This window comes from Bacillus cihuensis, from assembly GCF_000504145.1.
Lineage (GTDB): Bacteria > Bacillota > Bacilli > Bacillales > DSM-1321 > Peribacillus > Peribacillus huizhouensis.
Genome location: NZ_KI632495.1, coordinates 2,074,260 through 2,092,692, shown reverse-complemented (window position 1 = coordinate 2,092,692; position 18,433 = coordinate 2,074,260). Strand labels below are relative to the sequence as shown.

At 38.1% G+C, this 18,433-nt stretch carries 19 protein-coding genes; 11 read left to right on the top strand and 8 right to left on the bottom strand.

The features are described 5' to 3' along the window. Positions 1 to 4: 4 nt before the first annotated feature. Positions 5 to 766, bottom strand: a complete 762-nt coding sequence (locus V179_RS0115760; protein WP_028392331.1) for an ABC transporter ATP-binding protein — start codon at positions 764 to 766, stop codon at positions 5 to 7. Between the two features lie 270 nt (positions 767 to 1,036). On the opposite strand from V179_RS0115760, the gene V179_RS28100 reads away from it, so the two are divergent. The 3 genes from V179_RS28100 to V179_RS0115745 are packed head-to-tail and all read left to right on the top strand — an operon-like array spanning position 1,037 to position 2,287. After that, positions 1,037 to 1,636 (top strand): TetR/AcrR family transcriptional regulator, encoded by a 600-nt coding sequence (locus V179_RS28100; protein WP_051404978.1) that lies wholly within the window; start codon positions 1,037 to 1,039, stop codon positions 1,634 to 1,636. Then, the gene (locus V179_RS0115750) at positions 1,626 to 1,976 is read left to right on the top strand and encodes a DMT family transporter (RefSeq protein WP_028392330.1); all 351 of its coding nucleotides are present in this window, start codon (positions 1,626 to 1,628) and stop codon (positions 1,974 to 1,976) included. Before V179_RS28100 ends, V179_RS0115750 begins: the two co-directional genes overlap by 11 nt. Further along, complete coding sequence (locus V179_RS0115745; protein ID WP_028392329.1) at positions 1,976 to 2,287, top strand: DMT family transporter; 312 nt, start codon at positions 1,976 to 1,978, stop codon at positions 2,285 to 2,287. Before V179_RS0115750 ends, V179_RS0115745 begins: the two co-directional genes overlap by 1 nt. Before the next feature lie 256 nt (positions 2,288 to 2,543). Here V179_RS0115745 and V179_RS0115740 read toward each other — a convergent pair whose 3' ends face one another. Next, positions 2,544 to 2,768, bottom strand: a complete 225-nt coding sequence (locus tag V179_RS0115740) for a sulfurtransferase TusA family protein (RefSeq protein ID WP_028392328.1) — start codon at positions 2,766 to 2,768, stop codon at positions 2,544 to 2,546. 12 nt (positions 2,769 to 2,780) lie between these two features. Further along, complete coding sequence (locus V179_RS0115735; RefSeq protein WP_028392327.1) at positions 2,781 to 3,851, bottom strand: YeeE/YedE family protein; 1,071 nt, start codon at positions 3,849 to 3,851, stop codon at positions 2,781 to 2,783. Positions 3,852 to 4,148: 297 nt separating this feature from the next. Here V179_RS0115735 and V179_RS0115730 point away from each other — a divergent pair, with 297 nt between their 5' ends. From V179_RS0115730 to V179_RS0115720, 3 genes are all read left to right on the top strand, one after another. Beyond that, entirely contained in the window at positions 4,149 to 4,448 is a 300-nt protein-coding gene (locus tag V179_RS0115730) for a hypothetical protein (protein ID WP_028392326.1), read from the top strand. A 624-nt stretch (positions 4,449 to 5,072) separates the two neighbouring features. Continuing rightward, positions 5,073 to 5,402: a PadR family transcriptional regulator gene (locus V179_RS0115725; protein ID WP_028392325.1), complete on the top strand. Its 330-nt coding sequence runs from the start codon at positions 5,073 to 5,075 to the stop codon at positions 5,400 to 5,402. A gap of 16 nt (positions 5,403 to 5,418) precedes the next feature. Continuing rightward, positions 5,419 to 6,138 carry a pentapeptide repeat-containing protein gene (locus V179_RS0115720; protein ID WP_028392324.1) on the top strand — a complete coding sequence of 240 codons (720 nt, stop codon included), beginning with the start codon at positions 5,419 to 5,421 and terminating at the stop codon, positions 6,136 to 6,138. A 716-nt stretch (positions 6,139 to 6,854) separates the two neighbouring features. Here the strand turns inward: V179_RS0115720 and V179_RS0115715 are convergent. The 3 genes from V179_RS0115715 to V179_RS28095 are packed head-to-tail and all read right to left on the bottom strand — an operon-like array spanning position 6,855 to position 10,466. Continuing rightward, positions 6,855 to 7,934: a Ger(x)C family spore germination protein gene (locus V179_RS0115715; protein WP_028392323.1), complete on the bottom strand. Its 1,080-nt coding sequence runs from the start codon at positions 7,932 to 7,934 to the stop codon at positions 6,855 to 6,857. Continuing rightward, entirely contained in the window at positions 7,924 to 9,012 is a 1,089-nt protein-coding gene (locus V179_RS0115710; RefSeq protein WP_028392322.1) for a GerAB/ArcD/ProY family transporter, read from the bottom strand. The genes V179_RS0115715 and V179_RS0115710 overlap by 11 nt, the downstream gene beginning before the upstream one ends. A gap of 20 nt (positions 9,013 to 9,032) precedes the next feature. After that, positions 9,033 to 10,466 carry a spore germination protein gene (locus V179_RS28095; protein WP_051404977.1) on the bottom strand — a complete coding sequence of 478 codons (1,434 nt, stop codon included), beginning with the start codon at positions 10,464 to 10,466 and terminating at the stop codon, positions 9,033 to 9,035. 284 nt (positions 10,467 to 10,750) lie between these two features. Between V179_RS28095 and V179_RS0115700 the strand changes: the two genes are divergently transcribed. Further along, positions 10,751 to 11,077 carry a hypothetical protein gene (locus V179_RS0115700; protein WP_028392321.1) on the top strand — a complete coding sequence of 109 codons (327 nt, stop codon included), beginning with the start codon at positions 10,751 to 10,753 and terminating at the stop codon, positions 11,075 to 11,077. Between the two features lie 380 nt (positions 11,078 to 11,457). Beyond that, complete coding sequence (locus V179_RS0115695) at positions 11,458 to 12,672, top strand: MFS transporter (RefSeq protein WP_028392320.1); 1,215 nt, start codon at positions 11,458 to 11,460, stop codon at positions 12,670 to 12,672. Between the two features lie 370 nt (positions 12,673 to 13,042). Here V179_RS0115695 and V179_RS0115690 read toward each other — a convergent pair whose 3' ends face one another. Then, positions 13,043 to 14,173, bottom strand: coding sequence for a CAP domain-containing protein (locus tag V179_RS0115690; protein WP_028392319.1), 1,131 nt, complete (start codon positions 14,171 to 14,173; stop codon positions 13,043 to 13,045). A gap of 204 nt (positions 14,174 to 14,377) precedes the next feature. On the opposite strand from V179_RS0115690, the gene V179_RS0115685 reads away from it, so the two are divergent. Together V179_RS0115685 and V179_RS0115680 are read left to right on the top strand one after the other, a co-directional pair. After that, positions 14,378 to 14,689 (top strand): rhodanese-like domain-containing protein, encoded by a 312-nt coding sequence (locus tag V179_RS0115685; protein ID WP_028392318.1) that lies wholly within the window; start codon positions 14,378 to 14,380, stop codon positions 14,687 to 14,689. A 154-nt stretch (positions 14,690 to 14,843) separates the two neighbouring features. After that, on the top strand, positions 14,844 to 15,026 hold the full coding sequence (locus tag V179_RS0115680; protein ID WP_028392317.1) for a sporulation protein Cse60: 183 nt from the start codon (positions 14,844 to 14,846) through the stop codon (positions 15,024 to 15,026). A 236-nt stretch (positions 15,027 to 15,262) separates the two neighbouring features. Here the strand turns inward: V179_RS0115680 and V179_RS0115675 are convergent, their stop codons facing one another. Continuing rightward, the gene (locus tag V179_RS0115675; protein WP_028392316.1) at positions 15,263 to 16,534 is read right to left on the bottom strand and encodes a BaiN/RdsA family NAD(P)/FAD-dependent oxidoreductase; all 1,272 of its coding nucleotides are present in this window, start codon (positions 16,532 to 16,534) and stop codon (positions 15,263 to 15,265) included. A 231-nt stretch (positions 16,535 to 16,765) separates the two neighbouring features. Between V179_RS0115675 and V179_RS0115670 the strand changes: the two genes are divergently transcribed. Further along, on the top strand, positions 16,766 to 18,388 hold the full coding sequence (locus tag V179_RS0115670) for a putative polysaccharide biosynthesis protein (protein ID WP_028392315.1): 1,623 nt from the start codon (positions 16,766 to 16,768) through the stop codon (positions 18,386 to 18,388). Positions 18,389 to 18,433 lie beyond the last annotated feature (45 nt).

Sequence of the window (18,433 nt, the reverse complement as noted above, 5' to 3'; positions counted from 1 at the left end):
TTTCTTAAGCGTTCTTCGTTCCTAGCTGTGCAAGAACATCTAGAATTTCTTTGTAAAATAATTCACGAGTGGCTGAGCGGTGGATTTCCTTATGGAGTTTGCCATCCTGGATAAATATAATTCGCTGACAATAACTTGCGCTATACGCATCATGGGTTACCATCATAATGGAAACATTCTGCCTATCATTTAAGTCTTTCATTGTTTCTAACAAGCTTGTTGCATTTTTTGAATCGAGTGCACCTGTTGGTTCGTCACCAAGAATGACTGTTGGTTCATGAACGAGTGCTCGGGCAGCGGCAGAACGTTGTTTTTGTCCTCCTGAAATTTCTGCAGGATATTTCTGCAGTAGTTCTTCAATCCCTAAACGTTTCGCGACCGTCACGACTTTTGCATCTATATTTTTCGCAGGTGTTCCTTGTAGATAAAGCGGTAGTGCTATGTTTTCGGCAATTGTCATATTCTCGAGTAAGTTGAAATCCTGAAAAATGAAGCCTAATTTTTGTGAGCGAAAATCAGAAAGTTCATCTTGCCCCATATCGGTAATATCGACATTGTCAATTTTAATTTCGCCAGACGTTACTTGATCAAGTGTTGAAATCACATTCAATAGCGTCGTTTTCCCCGAGCCAGAAGGCCCCATAATCCCAACAAATTCTCCTTCTTGCATAGAAAAAGTAACATCGTTTAGTGCCTTAAACTGGTTGCCAACTTTTTTCCCATAAACCTTTTGAACGTTACGTACTTCTACTACTGGTGAACCCATTTATATGTCCTCCTATGTTTTTAGAATGAATGTATGTATTAAGTGATACATACACCTTGTATATGTGTACTATACACGTAGTACACAGATTGGTCAATTATTGTTTTTTCCTTTTTGTAAAATATATCTTAAGCAGTAAATTGCATCGACGCATAGCCCGATACATACAGAACCAATACCACTTGTTACTTATTTAATGACAAAAATTGATTGACAGAAAAAAAAAAACTGTTATAATAAATCCCTAACGACCGTTAGGGAGGTTAAGTTATGAGTGCTGAGTTAATTCGTAATGTAGCTCTGATTCAGTTTGCAAGAGATGGATATGAAGGGGCGTCACTTAGTAAAATAGCGGAGGAAGTTGGCATTAAAAAACCGAGCATATATGCGCATTATAAAGGCAAGGATGAATTGTTTTTTGCTGTCGTGAACTATGCTATGGAAACGGAAAAAAAAAGATTCATCGAGTACTTTCAGTCGCAAGAGAGTAAGCCGATTAAGGAAGTTTTAAGAGGATTTTTTGATTGGATTGAAACAGAAAGTATGGAACATGATCATGCGCGATTTCTGTTGCGAATTTCTTTTTTTCCGCCTTCAAAGCTACAACAAGATGTTGCGGATCTCGTGAATCCATTCCTTTTGCAAATGCAACGGATCTTAGCAAGATGGCTCAGAAACAGACAGGCAAATCTCTACACGTCAAACGTGATGGATTCTGCACTTGCTTATATTACATTGGTTGATGGAACCGTTCTCGAACTGATTTACAGTGGATCTATGCATTACCAGAATCGTATTCGTGCTGCATGGCCGATTTTTTGGCGTGGGTTTCATATACCAGAGGAAGGAGTGAAAAAAAATGAATATTAATTGGATCTATGTACTACTAGCAGGAATTCTTGAAATTTTTTGGGTTTCAGGGTTAAAATATTCCAACAATATACTCGAGTGGGTTTTAACAGGAGCGACAATCGTTGTTAGCTTCATTGTGCTAGTAAAAGCAACAAAACATTTGCCTGTCGGAACCGTGTATGCTGTTTTTACCGGTATCGGTACAGCTGGAACTGTGATTGTAGAAATGTCCGTATTTGGAGAACCATTTAAATTAGTAAAAATTATACTCATCGGAACCCTCCTTTGCGGGGTAATCGGATTGAAGATGTTAACGAGTGATGAAGAAGATACGAAGGTAGAAGGAGGGAAAGCATAATGCATTGGGCAGCGGTGATTTTGGCAGGCAGTCTTGAGATTTTCGGTGTGATTAATATGAAGCGATTGGCGATGAAGAAATGGGATGCGGCACTTTATCTAATGCTTTCGTTTGGTGCAAGCTTTATGCTGTTATCCTATGCAATGACTGAACTACCTATGGGAACAGCTTATGCAGTCTGGACAGGCATTGGTACAGTGGGAGCTGCTTTAGTTGGGATGTTGCTATACGGGGAAGCAAAAGAGTGGAAGCGACTAGCATGTATAGCGTTGATTCTAAGCTCGGCTGTTGGTTTGAAGCTGATTTCTTGAAGAATCTATTAATATGGCAAGCTTTTATCTGAAATAATACCCCAATGATTGAAGTTTCACTTTATTTGCTTCTTCTTTAGGCTCAATCTGCTGATTAGAATAAGTGATCAATTAGGTTCCAATGAAGGAATGGGTGTCGCAAATGCAAAGTGTCAGACCCCGCAACAACTAAATATAGGATAAGTGTATCGAACACTACAAACCTGATTTAGAGTGCAAGGTCAGCCTTATGAGACACCCCAATTTCCTTATCTTTTTACTTTTTTTGTACTGTAATGGTCCAAGTAGCTTCACCAATTTGTTCAAAATTTGTGACTGTATGACCTGCTTCTGCGGCCCAACGTGGCAGGCTTTCAGTCGCCTGCGTACAATCAAATTGAATGACTAATTCATCTCCTGAACTAATTTCTTCGATGATTTCTTTTGCCTCTACTAACGGGAAAGGACAAACTTGCCCTAGCACATCTAATGTTTTTTGCATGATTTATTCCTCCTAAGCATTCAAAATGGTTTGATTAGTCGTAACCAATTTCTTTTTCATATTAGGTCGAACGAAAACAAAATAGGATGCTGTCCATGTTCCTAAAATCATAAATAGTAATGCAATCCAACCTTGCCAAGTCATCATGGCTGTCATGACTAATCCATTACCTATCGAGCATCCACCAGCTAGAGAAGCACCAAAGCCCATTGTAATTCCACCAATAAAGCTCGTGATACCTGTTTTCGCATCGGGCATTCTGAAGCGAAATTCTCGGCTCGCCTTTGCTGCAATAAAAGAACCAAGGAAAATTCCAATTACGAGGAAAACACCCCAATTTAATATCGATTGATCACCGCTCACTAAAAATTGCAGAATATTAGCTGATGGTGTGGTAATGCCAAGACCAGCCATTCTACCTGTTGCTTCGCTAAGCGGCCAAGCAAGAATCGCAATCATACCTACTAACAATGCAGTAAAAAATGGATGCCAACGTTTCTCAAATAATAAATGAGCAAGTCCTGTACGCTTAGGCTTCATAGTTGGAATTATTACTTTTGGCTTTCTTCGTTCATTTATCAAAATGACAATGACAATAGCCACAAAGATCGCAATAAAAATCCAAACAGGTAGACCAGTAGTTTCAGCGATTGAATTATTCGAAAACTGAACGGACTGAATAGAATTATTTACAGGTAGCAAAGGACCTGATTTCATAATCGCGCTCATGAGCATATAGCCAATTAGAGCGATCCAACTGCCAAGTAGGCCTTCTCCGGCACGATACCATGTCCCCGTTGCACAACCGCCAGCAAACACAATCCCAATTCCGAAAATAAATGAACCAACAATTACAGCAATCCATGGAAAGGTACCTGCAGAAAATTCAATCACACCTAACTGTATTAATGTGTATACCCCGACACTTTGTACAGCAATTGCAATCAATAAGGCATAAAACATGCGATTATCTTTGGCAATATACATATCCCTGAATCCCCCTGTAAGACAGAACCGGCCTCTTTGCATAACAAAGCCGAGTAAGGCCCCACAAATTAACCCTGTAAAGAGCATTTGTAGCATTTATTTTCTCTCCTCTCTAATACATAGTAATTTAATAGGAATAGTTTATTTTTATATTATGTTATTTACATATTATAGTCAATCACTACTTTTGTTCTGTTACTAATTATGAAACCTTCTTTTTTAAAGTGATGAAGGAATATGTTTTACATAGGTTTTGGTGTCTAATGGTATACTTGCCGCGCTCTGGTGTCATCCATATCATCTAGGTGAATAGCCTTAAAGACAGAAGTAGTATTGCTAATTTTAACAATATTTAGTAATATTTTTACAGTAAGCTCGTATAGGAGGAACATAATGCGAATCGTATTAGAGCTCATCCGGATCATGGCGATATTTCTTTTTCTAGGATCAATACTTGGCCAATTAATTAAATTTACTTTTGTATCAATTGGTTTACATACGGATCAATATGATTGGCTTTGTGTGATTGCCATTTACATGTCACTATTTGTGTTATACCGAGATAAGCTACAATTCTCTGGTTGGTACAAAGGGAAGGACAGAGAAAAGCTGCCAAATCACATTTCGCAGCTGATACTAGCTACAGCGATTTTGTTAATTGTTTTAACACCTGTGTTCAGTTTATTAAGGTAATAAAGTGAAACTTCCATCAGTGGGGATTTTTATTCTATTGATGGTTAGTCCCGTTCTACTGTCGCTAAATCTTCGGTAAAGCGACACTACGAACCCCATTAAACGAACTCAGACTAAGTACGCCGCGTTCTGCGGCAACGCCTGAGTGACCCACATTCTGTGGGACTCAACTAAACCTCTGCTCACGCATCGGTAAGTTTCACTGTATCTCACCAATCGGGGATTTACAGGCTGTTTATCCCCACCTATTCTTCATTGATTCTCTACAAAAATTGAGGTGGGGGTATTACAGCCTGTTAAACCGGGATAGAATATTGTGTATTTCGGAAGGGTCTGACCTCGCTCTCTAAAACAGTATGTGGTGTTTATACACGCATCTTATTCTGTATTTAGTTGTAGCGGGATCTGACCCTTCTTACGATTTCTTTGGTTTTCCTTGATCTGCGGATGAAGATGAGGGAGAGCTCGTAAGAAAAATTATGAACAATGGGAATTAAGCTAACAGTTCTTAAAGAGCGAAGATATGAAAGAATGATGATTAATAAATCATTATAACCTTTACTATATATATTACCTTGACTGTCATAGTAACTCGATGTATATTATACTTAAGGGGGTGAGCCTTTGGGAGATATTAAACTATCTTCTGATTTGCTTCGTGGCCATTCAGATACGATGATATTAAAGCTACTTTTAAGTGGTGATAAATACGGCTATCAGATTAGTAAAATGATCTACGCGAATTCAGGTGAACAATATGAATTAAAAGAAGCCACCATGTATTCAAGTTTAAAGAGGATGGAGAAAGAGGGAAGTATAACGTCCTACTGGGGCGATGAAAATCAGGGTGGAAGAAGGAAGTATTACAAAATCACCGCAATTGGTGAAAACACATATGAACAGAATAAAAAAAATTGGGAGCAGGCTAAACGGATTTTAGATGATCTGCTTTGAAAGGATGATTAAGAGAATGCAAGAAAAACTAAACCAGTACGTCCATGATATCTTTGCCCCTTATCAAGAAGTGAAAACGGCGCAAGAGTTAGAAGAAGAGTTATTGAATAATTTACAAGAGAAATTTAATGATTATAAAAAAAGTGGATATAGTGATGAAGAAGCTTATCAAATGACGATAAACTCGATTGGGGAAGTATCAGAATTAATAGAATCGATTAACCTTCAGCAAACTGAGCTTCAGAAGGCGATACAAATGGACTTTTCACGATCAAGTTTAGTACATTCCGATTTTCGTTCAGTTTCCGTTCACGACGGCAAATTTAACAGTAGTGATTTAAAAGGGTCTGATTTTACCGATTCCGATTTAACAAATAGTACGTTTAAGTCAAGTAACTTAGCCGATACGATTTTTGTGAATGTAAACCTAACAGAGACGCTTTTTAAAGCAGCTAATTTAAAAGGAGCGACGTTCAAAAACTGCGTCTATGATAAAACATTTTTCAAAACAAGTAATTTAGCAGGTCTGAATTTTGAAGGGGAGACATTTGAAGGTACCGTGTTTGAAGGATGTACTTTAAAAAAAGCATCTTTTAAACATACTACATTGAAAAATGTCCAGTTCCGCTTATCCGAATTAAAGAAAACGGATTTCAGCGGAGCTACAATGGATAAACTGACGTATAATTTTTTGAAGGCAGGAAAAGCAGATCTTAGTAACGTAACGGTACTTTGAGAAACTGAAACCTGTTAAAATGATGCGTAGCTCGCAAAGTGTCAGTACCGGCCCGCAAAATAAGAAATCGGCATGTAAAGTGTTAGGTCCGGCCCGCAAAATAAGAAATCGGCATGAATAGTGTCAGTACCGGCCCGCAAAATAAGAAATCGTATGTAAAATGTTAGGCCCGGCCCGCAAAATAAGAAATCGGCATGTAAAGGGTTAGGTCCGGCCCGCAATATAAGAAATCGGCATGTAAAGGGTTAGGTCCGGCCCGCAATATAAGAAATCGGCATGTAAAGGGTTAGGTCCGGCCCGCAATATAAGAAATCGGCATGTAAAGGGTTAGGTCCGGCCCGCAATATAAGAAATCGGCATGTAAAGGGTTAGGTCCGGCCCGCAATATAAGAAATCGGCATGTAAAGGGTTAGGTCCGGCCCGCAATATAAGAAATCGGCATGTAAAGGGTTAGGTCCGGCCCGCAATATAAGAAATCGGCATGTAAAGGGTTAGGTCCGGCCCGCAAAATAAGAAAGCGCATGAAAAGTGTTAGTACCGGCCCGCAAAATAAGAAAGCACATGTAAAATGTTAGGTCCGGCTTATCAATCAGATGTCGCCCCAGAAAAGTACGCGTATCACATCATAATCACATTCTTCGTTATAGATAGCATGTTAACAGCAGTGTGTGTTGTTCGTTCTCACTGCTGTTTTGCAAATTGGATTAATCCGACATTTATTCCACTGCTCCACTTTCAAGAATTTCAAAATTGACATTCACTTGAAAAGGGATAGTTGGATATAATGACTTCCATTCATCCTTATTCCAGCTTCTTGTTCTAGTTCGTACTTGCTCACCAACTCCAAGCGGATCGACTTCTAGTTTTTGAAGTTTTACGATTAGTTTTTCAGCTCGTTGTTTTAATTCTTTTTCCATCTTCTTTTCAATTGTTCTGATCACTTTTTTATCAGGCTGTTCACCAGTGAACTCTCGCAAAACCGCTTCTACTTTTAAATTTATGATAATGGGCGAATTGGTCATTGGTTCAGGGATGTTGTAGGAAACTTTTGAGGAGATATTATAGACGGAAGCAAATAAATTTTCCCCTAATTTTGCCGAAAAACCTTCTTTGTTAGAAGATGTTTCGACTAACATTTTAAAAATGATGTTTTCATGATCTTTTGTTTGATACACGAATTTCCCCTGATCAAATAGGGCCACACCAGTAATGATTGGATTCCCATTTTTAGGCTTAATGATCGGAAGGAATGGGTCCATACCTTCTGAATTATGAGCATATGAAAATAAATGCAGATTGGTTTTAGGGATTATTCCGCTTTGGATATTATGCTCAATCGCATCTGATAAGTATGTGCCTTTATCTACGTTACCGAACTGTTTGATCAAGACATCCTGAGCCTTACCATCTACAACTACTAAATACACCGTATTTCCGATCGAAGGATCGCGAATTAATGTATCTGTCATTCGTGTTATATCATGTTTAGCAAGTTCCTTACTATATAAGACGACTTCTAATTTTCCACTGTAAATCGGTTTATCCGTTTGTTGATTCATTCTTTGTCGGACGTCTTTACTCAAAGAAGAAGTCGCCGTAAAGGTAATGTTATTTACTCTCTTATCCGGCAAATAGTAAGGTGTGACAGCAGTAGATGTAAAGTGGTCTTTATCGATGTAATCATAACTGATAGCTGTTGCAATATTAATCTCATTTAATATTGTAGGTTCGATATTCATACAAGCCGACAGAAAAAAAGTCATCGTTGAAGATAGTAAGATAATTTTAATTCTCATGCGTTTCTTCCTTCTTTTTTATAATAAATGATAGGCAGAGCAGAATCGGTATGTACACTGTATAAAGATAAAAACCAGCATAAGACATATAATCCAAGTAGGTGTTAATCTGTTCCCGATTTTTCAAAGAGAGTGAGACAACAATTAAGATCACTAGGAATAGCATCGTTATCTTGTTAGGTGCCACTTTAAATAAGGCAGAGGTTCCTTTCGTTGCTGCCCAAATTAATAGACAAATATTAGGTAGAATGAAGATCACCCATGTTGCAATGCCGATATATTCGAAACGTTCTACAAAAGGAACTTGGACGATACTCCAAAAAGAAAGTGTAGCCCATACATATCTGCTGATTTGATTTTCTGAGTAAAATCCGATTGAAACAATTATGAGTAATAAATACGATAAGGTGGTTAAAATATTTGCCATTTGCGCCCATTTATTTGCTTTTTTTTGCTGCTTGATTAATGGATAGTACATCAGCAAAGTCGAAATACCCAAGTAGCTAAGTGACATATTTTTTGTTGCCAAGGCAATTTCTTTATATGAGTGATTCCATACGGGTAATAAATTGCGAAAGTCTGTATATTCCAACGGGAAAAAAATCGTTAATATCAAATAGGATGGAATGATAACCCCCAAAAAGGCCATTCCAGTAATAACTTGAAAACCTCCAGAAATTGTATAATAAATCAAAAGTGCAAACACGATGCTAAAAGTCGTAACATTGATCTGTGGAAACATCCATGCTTGAACAACTTCCACATAAGTTCGATAAACACCAATGCCCATGAATAGCCAATAGGAGATCCAGATCATATTTAAAAAGCTACCTAGAATTTTCCCGAAAAGCTTAGTTTGAATGCCGATCAAGTCTTGCTTATGTAAATTTAGTAGTTTAAACATGCACCAAATGATAATTGAGAACAGGATTCCAGCAGCAATGACTGTAATCCAAGCATCGTTTCCTGCTGATTTAATAACGATCCTTTGAAAACCGAGAACCCCGATCCCGATTTGTACTTTTAAAACGAGAAAGAAGACTAAGAATGGAGAGATTTGTTCATTTTTATTGATCATCTATGAGCGTCTCCTTTCACTTAGTCTTTATGTTTTGAGGCAGGGCGTTTAGATAGATAAGAAAATGGCAGACGGATAAGAGAATCCTTTAAGCTTTCTAACTTTGGCGGGTATAGCGGCTCAAGGTAAGGTCTTCCTAGTGTCGTGATTCTTAACAAGTGTATCAGCATGAAACAAAAGCTAATCGCAACTCCTAATATCCCAATATAATAAGCCATGAAAAGAAATGGGAATCGAATAAGTCGAATCGTATTACCCATTTGATAAACAGGTGTTGTAAAAGAAGCAAGGGCTGATAATGCTACAAGAATTAATAGTACATTACTCGTTAATCCCGCTTCGACCGAAGCTGTTCCGATGACGATACCACCAACGATACCAATTGTTTGTCCTACTTTGGTAGGGAGTCTTGCCCCTGCCTCACGGAGCAACTCAATGACCAATTCCAACACAAGTGCCTCTAGAATGGGAGGAAAAGGGATTCCACTTCTTGAAATAACGAGTGTGTTGATCAGATTTTTAGGTAGCAATTCATAGTGATAAGTCAGAATTGCTACATATATCGGTGTTATTAAAATGGAGAATAAGACAGCAAAAAATCGGACGAGACGAAAAAATGAAGCCATTGTCCAATTAATAAAATAATCCTCAGAGGCAGTAAAAAATTCTACCAACGTAGCTGGTCCTAGGAGACCGTGTGGTGCACCATCTACTAAAATGACAAGCTTACCTTCACCTAGCACGGCCGCTAAACGGTCTGGTCTTTCAGTATCAATAAACTGTGGAAACGGCGAATTCTTCTTATCCGCAATCATTTGAGCGATATAGGAACTATCAATAATCTGTTTCACATCTAAATTCGAGATTCGTTGAATAACAGTGGAAACATTCTTTTGGTTACAGATGCCATCAATATGGAGGACGGCCACTCTTGATTTTGATAATTTCCCTACTGTTAAAACCTCCACTTTTAACTCTTGAATCGGCAATCTCTTTCTGATGAGATGCAAATTCGTATCGAGCGATTCTACAAGCGATTCCTTTGGGCCAATTACGCTAAATTCTACCTCAGGCAATGAGACAGTTCTAGAATGTTGAGAATCAGCTTTCACTAACACGGCCTGATCATTGTTCCCTTCCACCGTTATTGATATATAGCCAATTAGTAAATGATTTTGCATATCGGCTGGTTTCTGAGTGAAAAGTAAATTTTCAATTGGCAAGGCTTGGACAGCATCGTAAAGTGTGGACGAAGATTTATTTAAATATGGAAGCAGATCTCTGTGTAAAATATTCGTGTCGATTAAAGTATTAAAATAAGAAATACAGAGAGTATCATGTTTGATGCCAACCGTATAACTTGTAAAATCTTTAGACTCCTTTAACTGCTGTATGACTTCATTGAATCGAGGTGTTTGCAATTGATTGCTTTTTTGGAAGGGGTACTTTTTCATTTTTCGTCACCTCAGAATTCATCGTTTGACATATATTTTAAGCAAAGTGGAAATTATTATGCGTATTACTAAATGATTCATCCTAGATTAGCTAAAAAGAGAGGAAGGCTGACCTCGCACTCTAAATCGATAAGTAGGTTTCATTACACCTAATCTATGTAATTAGTTGTTGTGAGGTCTGGGTTTTTTATTTTGAATTTTCTGAATTTTTAATGTTAGTTTGTGTAAAATAATGTTAAAATGTTTGTAGAGTGTTCAAACTAATTGTTTGGAGGTAAATCAAAATGACAATTGCAGTTAAACAAAATACAAACACGAGCGTCTGCTCCCAACCCTACGATGGAAAAGGTTCAGGTTCACAAACTGTATCACCTAATGAAGGTGGCGGTGCGGAGCCGATTTTGCGAAACCGCGCCCCTTTTTCGCAAAAAAAGTTGAAAGCTAGTCGTGTCAGAGCTATTAGTAAATTTGCTGCTTGGTGTTATCTTGAGTCGTATTCTATCGTTTCAGAAGAAGAGCTGGATGATATTTTTGACAACAAAGATGAAACATACATTAAAGAATTGTTGTTACATGGTTTACATTCTAAAGGATTACTTATAAGAGATTGAAAGATTCATAACTAAGCTACAAATAGTCGGGAAATAATGGGTAATATTTACAATAAAAAATATTTTGTCACCTGGTATTGCAACTGCTTTTCTAACCTGCTAAGATAATATCAATATAATATTTCCTTTAATACGGTCCAGAGAGGCCGAAAAGGGCGGCTTGATAGTCTGATATTTTTTAAGTCTATTTTTGTACATTCATGCCCTTCTGTCCTCTGTGACGGAAGGGCATTTATTTTTGTTTTTTAGCTCCTCTTTTAAATAAAGTCCTGTGAGACTTGAAAAGAGAATGGAAGATTTTCTTGTAATTGATGAATTGCATATCCATTCCCTCAAAGCAAAAAAATTTACTGAAAGAATAAACTGGAGGGTGGAACAACATGAATTATCGTAATAAAACAGTTGTAGCGTCAGTGGCAGGATTAACGTTAGAAGGCATGGACATCATGTTTATCTCTTTTGCCATGTCAATGATCATTGCAGAGTTTCACATTGATTTAGCAACGGGAGGACTTATTTCTTCGATAACGAATATTGGCATGCTTGCTGGCGGGATTATCTTTGGGATCTTGGCAGATAAGTTCGGCAGGGTGCGTATTTTTACCTATACAATTATTTTGTTCGCAGTAGGTACAGCTTTAACAGGATTAGCTACAAATATAGAGCAGGTTTACGTGTTTAGATTTATCGCTGGATTGGGTGCTGGAGGCGAGTATGGGATTGGAATGGCTCTAGTTGCGGAGGCATGGCCTAAAAATAAACAAGGACGAGCTTCATCATATGTAAGTATCGGTGCTCAATATGGTGTCATTCTCGCAGCACTGCTTAGCGCCATCATTCTGCCTACTTTGGGGTGGCGAGCATTGTTCTTTGTGGGTGTTCTTCCAGTTATATTCGCTTTTATTGTGAGGAAGAATCTAGATGAATCTCCTGAATGGATGGAAGCTCAAAAACAGAAAAAAATCGTCAGCAAACAAGAGAAAGGTAAGCTGCTTCAGTTGTTTGAAACGCCAAGAACAGCGATGACGACGATTTCTCTAGCAATTATGGCAACGGTGCAGATTGCAGGCTACAATGGCTTAATGATTTGGTTGCCATCTATGTTGCAACAATCCCAAGGCCTGTCTGTTTCAAGCTCAGCACTTTGGACAATTAGTACAGCAGTTGGCATGATCGTTGGTATGTTAACTTTTGGACAATTCATGGATCGATTTGGAGCGAAACGAGCCTTTGGCATTTTCCTTCTTGCTTCTGCATGTGCTGTATTTCTTTACTCGTATGCTGAAGGAAGTGCAGGTGTATTAATCGGTGGTGCCATTGTCGGCTTCTTTTCGAATGGGATGTTTGCCGGATACGGAGCGTTAATCAGCAGTTATTATCCTATTCAAATTAGAAGTACAGCTACCAACACAATATTTAACTTTGGTAGGGCAATAGGTGGACTGTCACCCATCCTCGTGGGCTATATTTTGCAAAGTTATGATATGACTGTAGCGATGACATATCTAGCAGTCTTATACATCATTTCCTTTGCCATGATGGTTAGTCTTAAGAAAAGACAGCCTACAACTTTAATAGATGGATTCAATCATTAACACATGGGTGTCCACTTTGGGCACTCTTTTTCTTTGGAAAAGGGGCGAGGCTTCGCAAAATCAGCTCGGCACTGCGAACTTCATAAGCTGTTACAATTTGAGAACTTGAATCTTTTTCATCGCTCTATTTTCGTATGGACTTGCTTTACTTGGCTATTAAAAAGAAGTGGAAAAATTGGTTGGAGTTCCATCTAAGAGGGATGTTAGGTTCATATATAGGTATTGTAATGGTCACTTTAGTTGTAAATGTGCATTGAATACTTTTATTAAATGAAATTCCTACAATATTGTTTTGGTTCTATCCTACAATAACTCATAATAAAGAGGATGACCCGTATGTAAAGGGGCATCCTTTATTGTAAGTCATCCTTTATTTAGTCACATAATTCTCCGTGAAATAAGGTCTCGATTCGGAGTTGAAATCGACGCCAACTCCGAGTTCTTGATATTCCGGGCGGAGTTTATTTTCCCGGTGACCGAGTGAATTCATTAATCCTTCGTGGGCAAAGATGCTACTTTGCTGGCCTGCCGCTAGATTTTCTCCAGCCATGCGGAATGTGATGGCGTCCGCTTCCATTCTGTCGAAAGGAGATTCACCATCGAGGTTCGTGTGGTTGAAATAGTTATGAACGGCCATATCGTTGCTATGATCGCGAGCTGTTTTGCGAACGGCCTCATTCCAGGAAAGCACGCTAAGACCGTGATTCACCCTCGATGCATTCGTCAGATCGAACAATTGATACTCAAATCCTTCCTCTAATTCAGGACTAGGCTCACCGAAGAACTCCTTCTTATTTGCTTCAAGTTTATCACTAATAATTTGCAGTGCAGTGACTGTATTATTTTCATGCTTGTCATAAAAAACCGTTACATAGCTTTTCTCTATATGAAATGTATCGTATTCTGGATTGTTTATTTGATAAAAAGCAAAACCTTTTTGAATTTTCGTTAAAGGCTTTCCTAGCTGTGAAAGAACCGTGTCCTTAGCCGCACCGAGTTTCAATCCTTGTTTCGATGAAATAAGATCTTGATTCGTATACAATCCAGCTACTTTGCCTTGATCATCATAAGCGACCATGAAAAAGTTTTGGTAATTCTCATGATAGGTATGCCAATCCACTCCATATTCATTTAGAGAAGAGCGTTTCGGTGCTCCAATTTGACTTTCAACATCTGTTTTTGAATCACCAAGTTCTATGTTATGGATGGAGAAAGCTTGTGTGGGTGTAGCTAACAGAGGCTTTTGAACAGGGTCATCAAGGTGTTCCTTGTTAGATGAAGAATCTAATTTGTCATTTACAATGACAAGTAGATTCCCAACACCCTCTTTCAGCTTTTCAATTCCAGAAGAAACCTCTGGAGAATTTTTAAGTGAAGTTACGTCCGATTTCAGTTCCGAGAATGCAGCTTGAAAACCAGATTCCTTAAGCTTCTCTCCATAAAAAAACCAAAATAGACCGACAATCATCAATATAGTAAAAAGAAAGCGCACCTTTCTCATTATTCCACTCCTATCCGCCTAGTCGGTATCTCTGATTATTCTAGTCGTTTCATTGTACCAGTTTGGAAAAAAGCATGCATACTTTTCAAACTGGAGTTTTTTGGAGTAAATAGTCATCTTCAACGCCAATCCGCCAAAATTTCAATCGATCAATATACTTGCTATAATAGATGAGAAATATTAATCAAGAATGAGGTGCTTATGATGGAAGAAATTAAAACGATTACCCCAGATGAGGTAGAAGCGAAGTTAGAAGCAGGAGAGAATTTGGAGCTTGTTGATGTCCGTGAAGATGATGAAGTTGCAGAAGGAATCATTAAAGGTGCTAAACATATTCGGATGAATGATATTCCTGCTACACTTGACTATTTCGATAAAGAGAAAGAATATATTTTCATTTGCCGCTCAGGAGGTCGTAGCGCAAACGTTGCTCATTACCTTCAAGAACAAGGCTACAAAGTTGTAAATATGGTAGGCGGAATGCTTGAGTGGAATGGTGAAGTAATTGTGAAATAAGGAAGGCTTTGCCTTTCATTTGGGTCTTGCTCCACATCTACAGATGGTTTGTAACCGGATGTAGAGTGTGAGACAAGACCTATTTTTTTCAAAAAGATGAATATTCTTTTCCTAATTGGGGCACGCTGTTTGTAAAAAAGGTAGGGGATAGCTGATGATTCAAGTAAAGCTGTTTGATCATGAGCATGAAAAGGACTTAGAAGATGAAATGAATGTATTTCTTGAGGATATTCGTGATAATAAAATTGTCGACATCAAATACAATATTGCCACGACCGGAGAAGAGGAAGATGATCAAATCTATTGTTTTAGTGCGATGATTATATATAAGAAGTAACAGCAGTATATAGAGAAAAGTAATTAAGCACTTGGCTGATATATGGGAAAAAAGGCTGATATAGGCAAGATAGGCAAGTATTTTGACAGGCTCATGTGGTCGAATTGCTTCATTTAATAGAATATTGCCTGAGATCATTTATTTATCAAAACTGGGTTTTATGCCTCGAAATCGAAAAATATGGATCATATTGAAAAAGAGCAGATTCCAATCTGATTTGGAATCTGCTCTTTAGATTATGAGTGACCTTTTGCATAGAGCGCTGCATTCATCCCAGCGAGCCGGCCTGTTACAAGCGCAGAGGTAATATTGTAGCCTCCAGTATAGCCATGTATGTCTAAGATTTCTCCGCAAAAATAGAGACCGGGCATCAATTTCGAACCCATTTCTTTTGGATGGATTTCTTTCACAGAAACTCCGCCACCGGTAACGAAGGCTTTTTCGATCGAATGAGTACCATTAACGGTGAATTGAAAGTCTTTGCATAACTCAGCAAATTTACGAACTTTTTCATGTGCTAAATGGCCACTTTGTTCTTGTAAATCAATACCGCTTTTTTCAAGCAGGAAATGCAAATAACGTTCAGGAAGCAAGCCTTTTAAAGAATTTTTAACCGCTTTTTTCGGATCTTCTTTTAGTAATTTAATTACATCTTGAAATACTTCTTCTTTGTTTGCGTCTGGTAGAGCATCAATCTTCATTGTTACAGTTTGTGAATTTGCTTTTTTTAATTCTTTCACAACGAACTGACTGCAGCGGAGAACGGCGGGACCAGAGATGCCAAAATGGGTGAAGAGCATATCCATTCTGTGCGTGATCAGTGGTTTACCCTTTACATTCAAAACGCTTAAGGCAACGTCACGAAGTGCGAGACCTTGCAATGACTTATCTTTAATGAATGGCTCATTGCTTGTTACAGGTACCTCAGTTGGAAACAGCTCGGTAATTGTATGGCCTGCCTTCTTTGCCCATGCATAGCCATCGCCAGTTGAGCCCGTCTGTGGTACAGACTTACCGCCAACTGCGACAACGACGCTGCCTGCCTTGAAAGTTTGTCCATCTTTTAAAAGCACACCTGCTGTTTTGTCATTTTCATACAGTACCTCTGCAACAGGGGAATTTTTATAAACCGTTATTTTCAAGCTGTTCATGCGTTCTAGCAGAGCATCAACTACACTTTGGGCACTGTTATTAACAGGAAACATTCGACCGTGATCTTCTTCTTTTAATTCAACACCAAGCTTCTCAAAAAAATTGATAATATCTTCATTATTAAATTCGGAAAAAGCACTATATAAAAAACGGCCGTTCCCTGGGATATGTTTAATAATTTCATCTATCGAAAGACGATTAGTTACATTACAGCGGCCACCGCCTGAAATGGCAAGCTTTCGTCCAAGTTTTTCTCCTTTATCAACAAGAAGCACATTCGCTCCTTTTTCTCCAGCGGCAATCGAAGCCATTAATCCAGAAGGACCGCCGCCAATTATAATTACATCATATTTCATGTTTTCACCAGCTTTACTATTTTCATTCCTTCATTATAAAGCATATCTAGCTAGTAGTAAAAACGACATGTAAAAACATTTACTTGTGACTCTAGAAAGTTTTTGCTAAAATTCATGAGATATTGTTATAAAATATCTATATCTAATCTAGTTATGGATTCTTAATTGATTAGGAATTGTGGTAAGGTAAAAAGCGTGAAAACGTAACTGACATAGGCAGGAAGGGATTAAATGTCTTCAAAGCTTTTAAAAGGGGCGTTCATATTAACGCTCGGTTCGGTTTTATCGAAAGTATTAGGGTTATTATATGTGATACCGTTTGACGCATTAATGGGAGAAAAAGGAGCCGGTCTGTATTCCCATGCGTACGTTCCATATACGATCTTTATCAGCATGGCTACAGCTGGAATGCCGCTTGCTGTTTCTAAAACGGTTTCTAAATACAATTCATTAGAAGAATATGCAGTTAGTCGAAAACTATATAAGTCGAGTTTGAAACTCATGTTAGTAACAGGGTTTTTAGCTTTTATTGTGATGTATGCGTTAGCTCCTGTGTATGCTAACTTTGTCAGTGTAGGCGAAAAAAGTTTTGCAGCTGATGATATTACAGCGGTGATTAGGGCAGTAAGTTTTGCGTTGATTATCGTGCCATTTATGAGTATTATCCGTGGCTTTTTTCAAGGACATCAAAAAATGGAACCAACGGCTATATCGCAAGTTGTTGAACAAATCGTTCGGATTGTTTTCCTATTGGCTGGTGCATATGTTGTACTGAAAATAATGGATGGAAATCTTGTAACAGCGGTCAGTGTAGCAACATTCGCGGCTGCAATAGGTGCAATTGGTGGGTTATTCGTACTTTTATGGTATTGGAAAAAAGAAAAACCTTACTTAAACGACCTTTTGAAACAAGACAAAGGGACCATGGATATTTCCTTACCACATATTTATAAAGAGATTCTCATTTCTTCGATCCCATTCATTTTCGTATCGATTGCCATGCCTGCTTTCCAGTTTGTAGATAACTTAACATTTGAAAAGACTTTAGTTTCGATTGGTATAAGTGGTGATATTGCCGAATCAGCTTTTGGGATATTGAATTTTAATGCACAAAAGTTAGTTGTCATTCCGATGACGCTTGCGACTGCTTTTTCGATGGCTCTTTTGCCATCTGTAACAAAGGCATATGTGAGTGATAATCAGGATGCCTTCCGTCATCAACTCGATCAAGCCTTTCAAATTTTATTATTTTTAACGATTCCTTCCGTTATCGGTATGGCGACATTAGCAGAGCCGATTTATACTGCGTTTTTCGCACATAATCCATTAGGGACAAGTATTCTTGCCACGTATGCGCCCACTGCGATTTTATTTGCGTTATTTTCTGTATCAGCGGCTGTTTTGCAAGGAATTAACCAGCAAAAGTATTCAGTGTTAAGCTTATTAGTTGGATTACTCATAAAATTGAGCTTAAATATCCCATTGATCAAAATGTTCGAATCAGTTGGAGCGGTTTATGCAACAACCTTGGGATATGTCGCTTGCTGTGCACTAAATTTATATTTTATCCATTATTTCACAGGGTATCGATATTATCTAGTCATAAAAAGAATAATTCTTATGAGCTTATTTGCGACAATTATGGGTCTTGTAGTTTGGGGAGTAGAAAGTGTATTAGGCTTGTTTTTGGATTCAGAAATTAAAATTCAAGCAATCCTAATCATCATTATATCTGCCATCTTCGGTGGTCTCATCTACGCAGCCTTCTCTCTAAAAAGCAAATTAGCGCACCGTTTATTTGGCAGTCGAATCGATCGTTTAGCAGAGAAACTAGGTGTAAAGGCGAAAGGTTAAGGAAAAAGAAAATTAGATAAAAGATGCTTCCATAAGGGTCTGTCC

Excerpts from the sequence above, each read along its gene's own strand:
- V179_RS0115760 (WP_028392331.1), bottom strand. The coding sequence starts at position 766 with ATGGGTTCACCAGTAGTAGAAGTACGTAACGTTCAAAAGGTTTATGGG.
- V179_RS28100 (WP_051404978.1), top strand. The coding sequence starts at position 1,037 with ATGAGTGCTGAGTTAATTCGTAATGTAGCTCTGATTCAGTTTGCAAGA.
- V179_RS0115750 (WP_028392330.1), top strand. The coding sequence starts at position 1,626 with ATGAATATTAATTGGATCTATGTACTACTAGCAGGAATTCTTGAAATT.
- V179_RS0115745 (WP_028392329.1), top strand. The coding sequence starts at position 1,976 with ATGCATTGGGCAGCGGTGATTTTGGCAGGCAGTCTTGAGATTTTCGGT.
- V179_RS0115740 (WP_028392328.1), bottom strand. The coding sequence starts at position 2,768 with ATGCAAAAAACATTAGATGTGCTAGGGCAAGTTTGTCCTTTCCCGTTA.
- V179_RS0115735 (WP_028392327.1), bottom strand. The coding sequence starts at position 3,851 with ATGCTACAAATGCTCTTTACAGGGTTAATTTGTGGGGCCTTACTCGGC.
- V179_RS0115730 (WP_028392326.1), top strand. The coding sequence starts at position 4,149 with ATGCGAATCGTATTAGAGCTCATCCGGATCATGGCGATATTTCTTTTT.
- V179_RS0115720 (WP_028392324.1), top strand. The coding sequence starts at position 5,419 with ATGCAAGAAAAACTAAACCAGTACGTCCATGATATCTTTGCCCCTTAT.
- V179_RS0115715 (WP_028392323.1), bottom strand. The coding sequence starts at position 7,934 with ATGAGAATTAAAATTATCTTACTATCTTCAACGATGACTTTTTTTCTG.
- V179_RS0115710 (WP_028392322.1), bottom strand. The coding sequence starts at position 9,012 with ATGATCAATAAAAATGAACAAATCTCTCCATTCTTAGTCTTCTTTCTC.
- V179_RS28095 (WP_051404977.1), bottom strand. The coding sequence starts at position 10,466 with ATGAAAAAGTACCCCTTCCAAAAAAGCAATCAATTGCAAACACCTCGA.
- V179_RS0115700 (WP_028392321.1), top strand. The coding sequence starts at position 10,751 with ATGACAATTGCAGTTAAACAAAATACAAACACGAGCGTCTGCTCCCAA.
- V179_RS0115695 (WP_028392320.1), top strand. The coding sequence starts at position 11,458 with ATGAATTATCGTAATAAAACAGTTGTAGCGTCAGTGGCAGGATTAACG.
- V179_RS0115690 (WP_028392319.1), bottom strand. The coding sequence starts at position 14,173 with ATGAGAAAGGTGCGCTTTCTTTTTACTATATTGATGATTGTCGGTCTA.
- V179_RS0115685 (WP_028392318.1), top strand. The coding sequence starts at position 14,378 with ATGGAAGAAATTAAAACGATTACCCCAGATGAGGTAGAAGCGAAGTTA.
- V179_RS0115680 (WP_028392317.1), top strand. The coding sequence starts at position 14,844 with ATGATTCAAGTAAAGCTGTTTGATCATGAGCATGAAAAGGACTTAGAA.
- V179_RS0115675 (WP_028392316.1), bottom strand. The coding sequence starts at position 16,534 with ATGAAATATGATGTAATTATAATTGGCGGCGGTCCTTCTGGATTAATG.
- V179_RS0115670 (WP_028392315.1), top strand. The coding sequence starts at position 16,766 with ATGTCTTCAAAGCTTTTAAAAGGGGCGTTCATATTAACGCTCGGTTCG.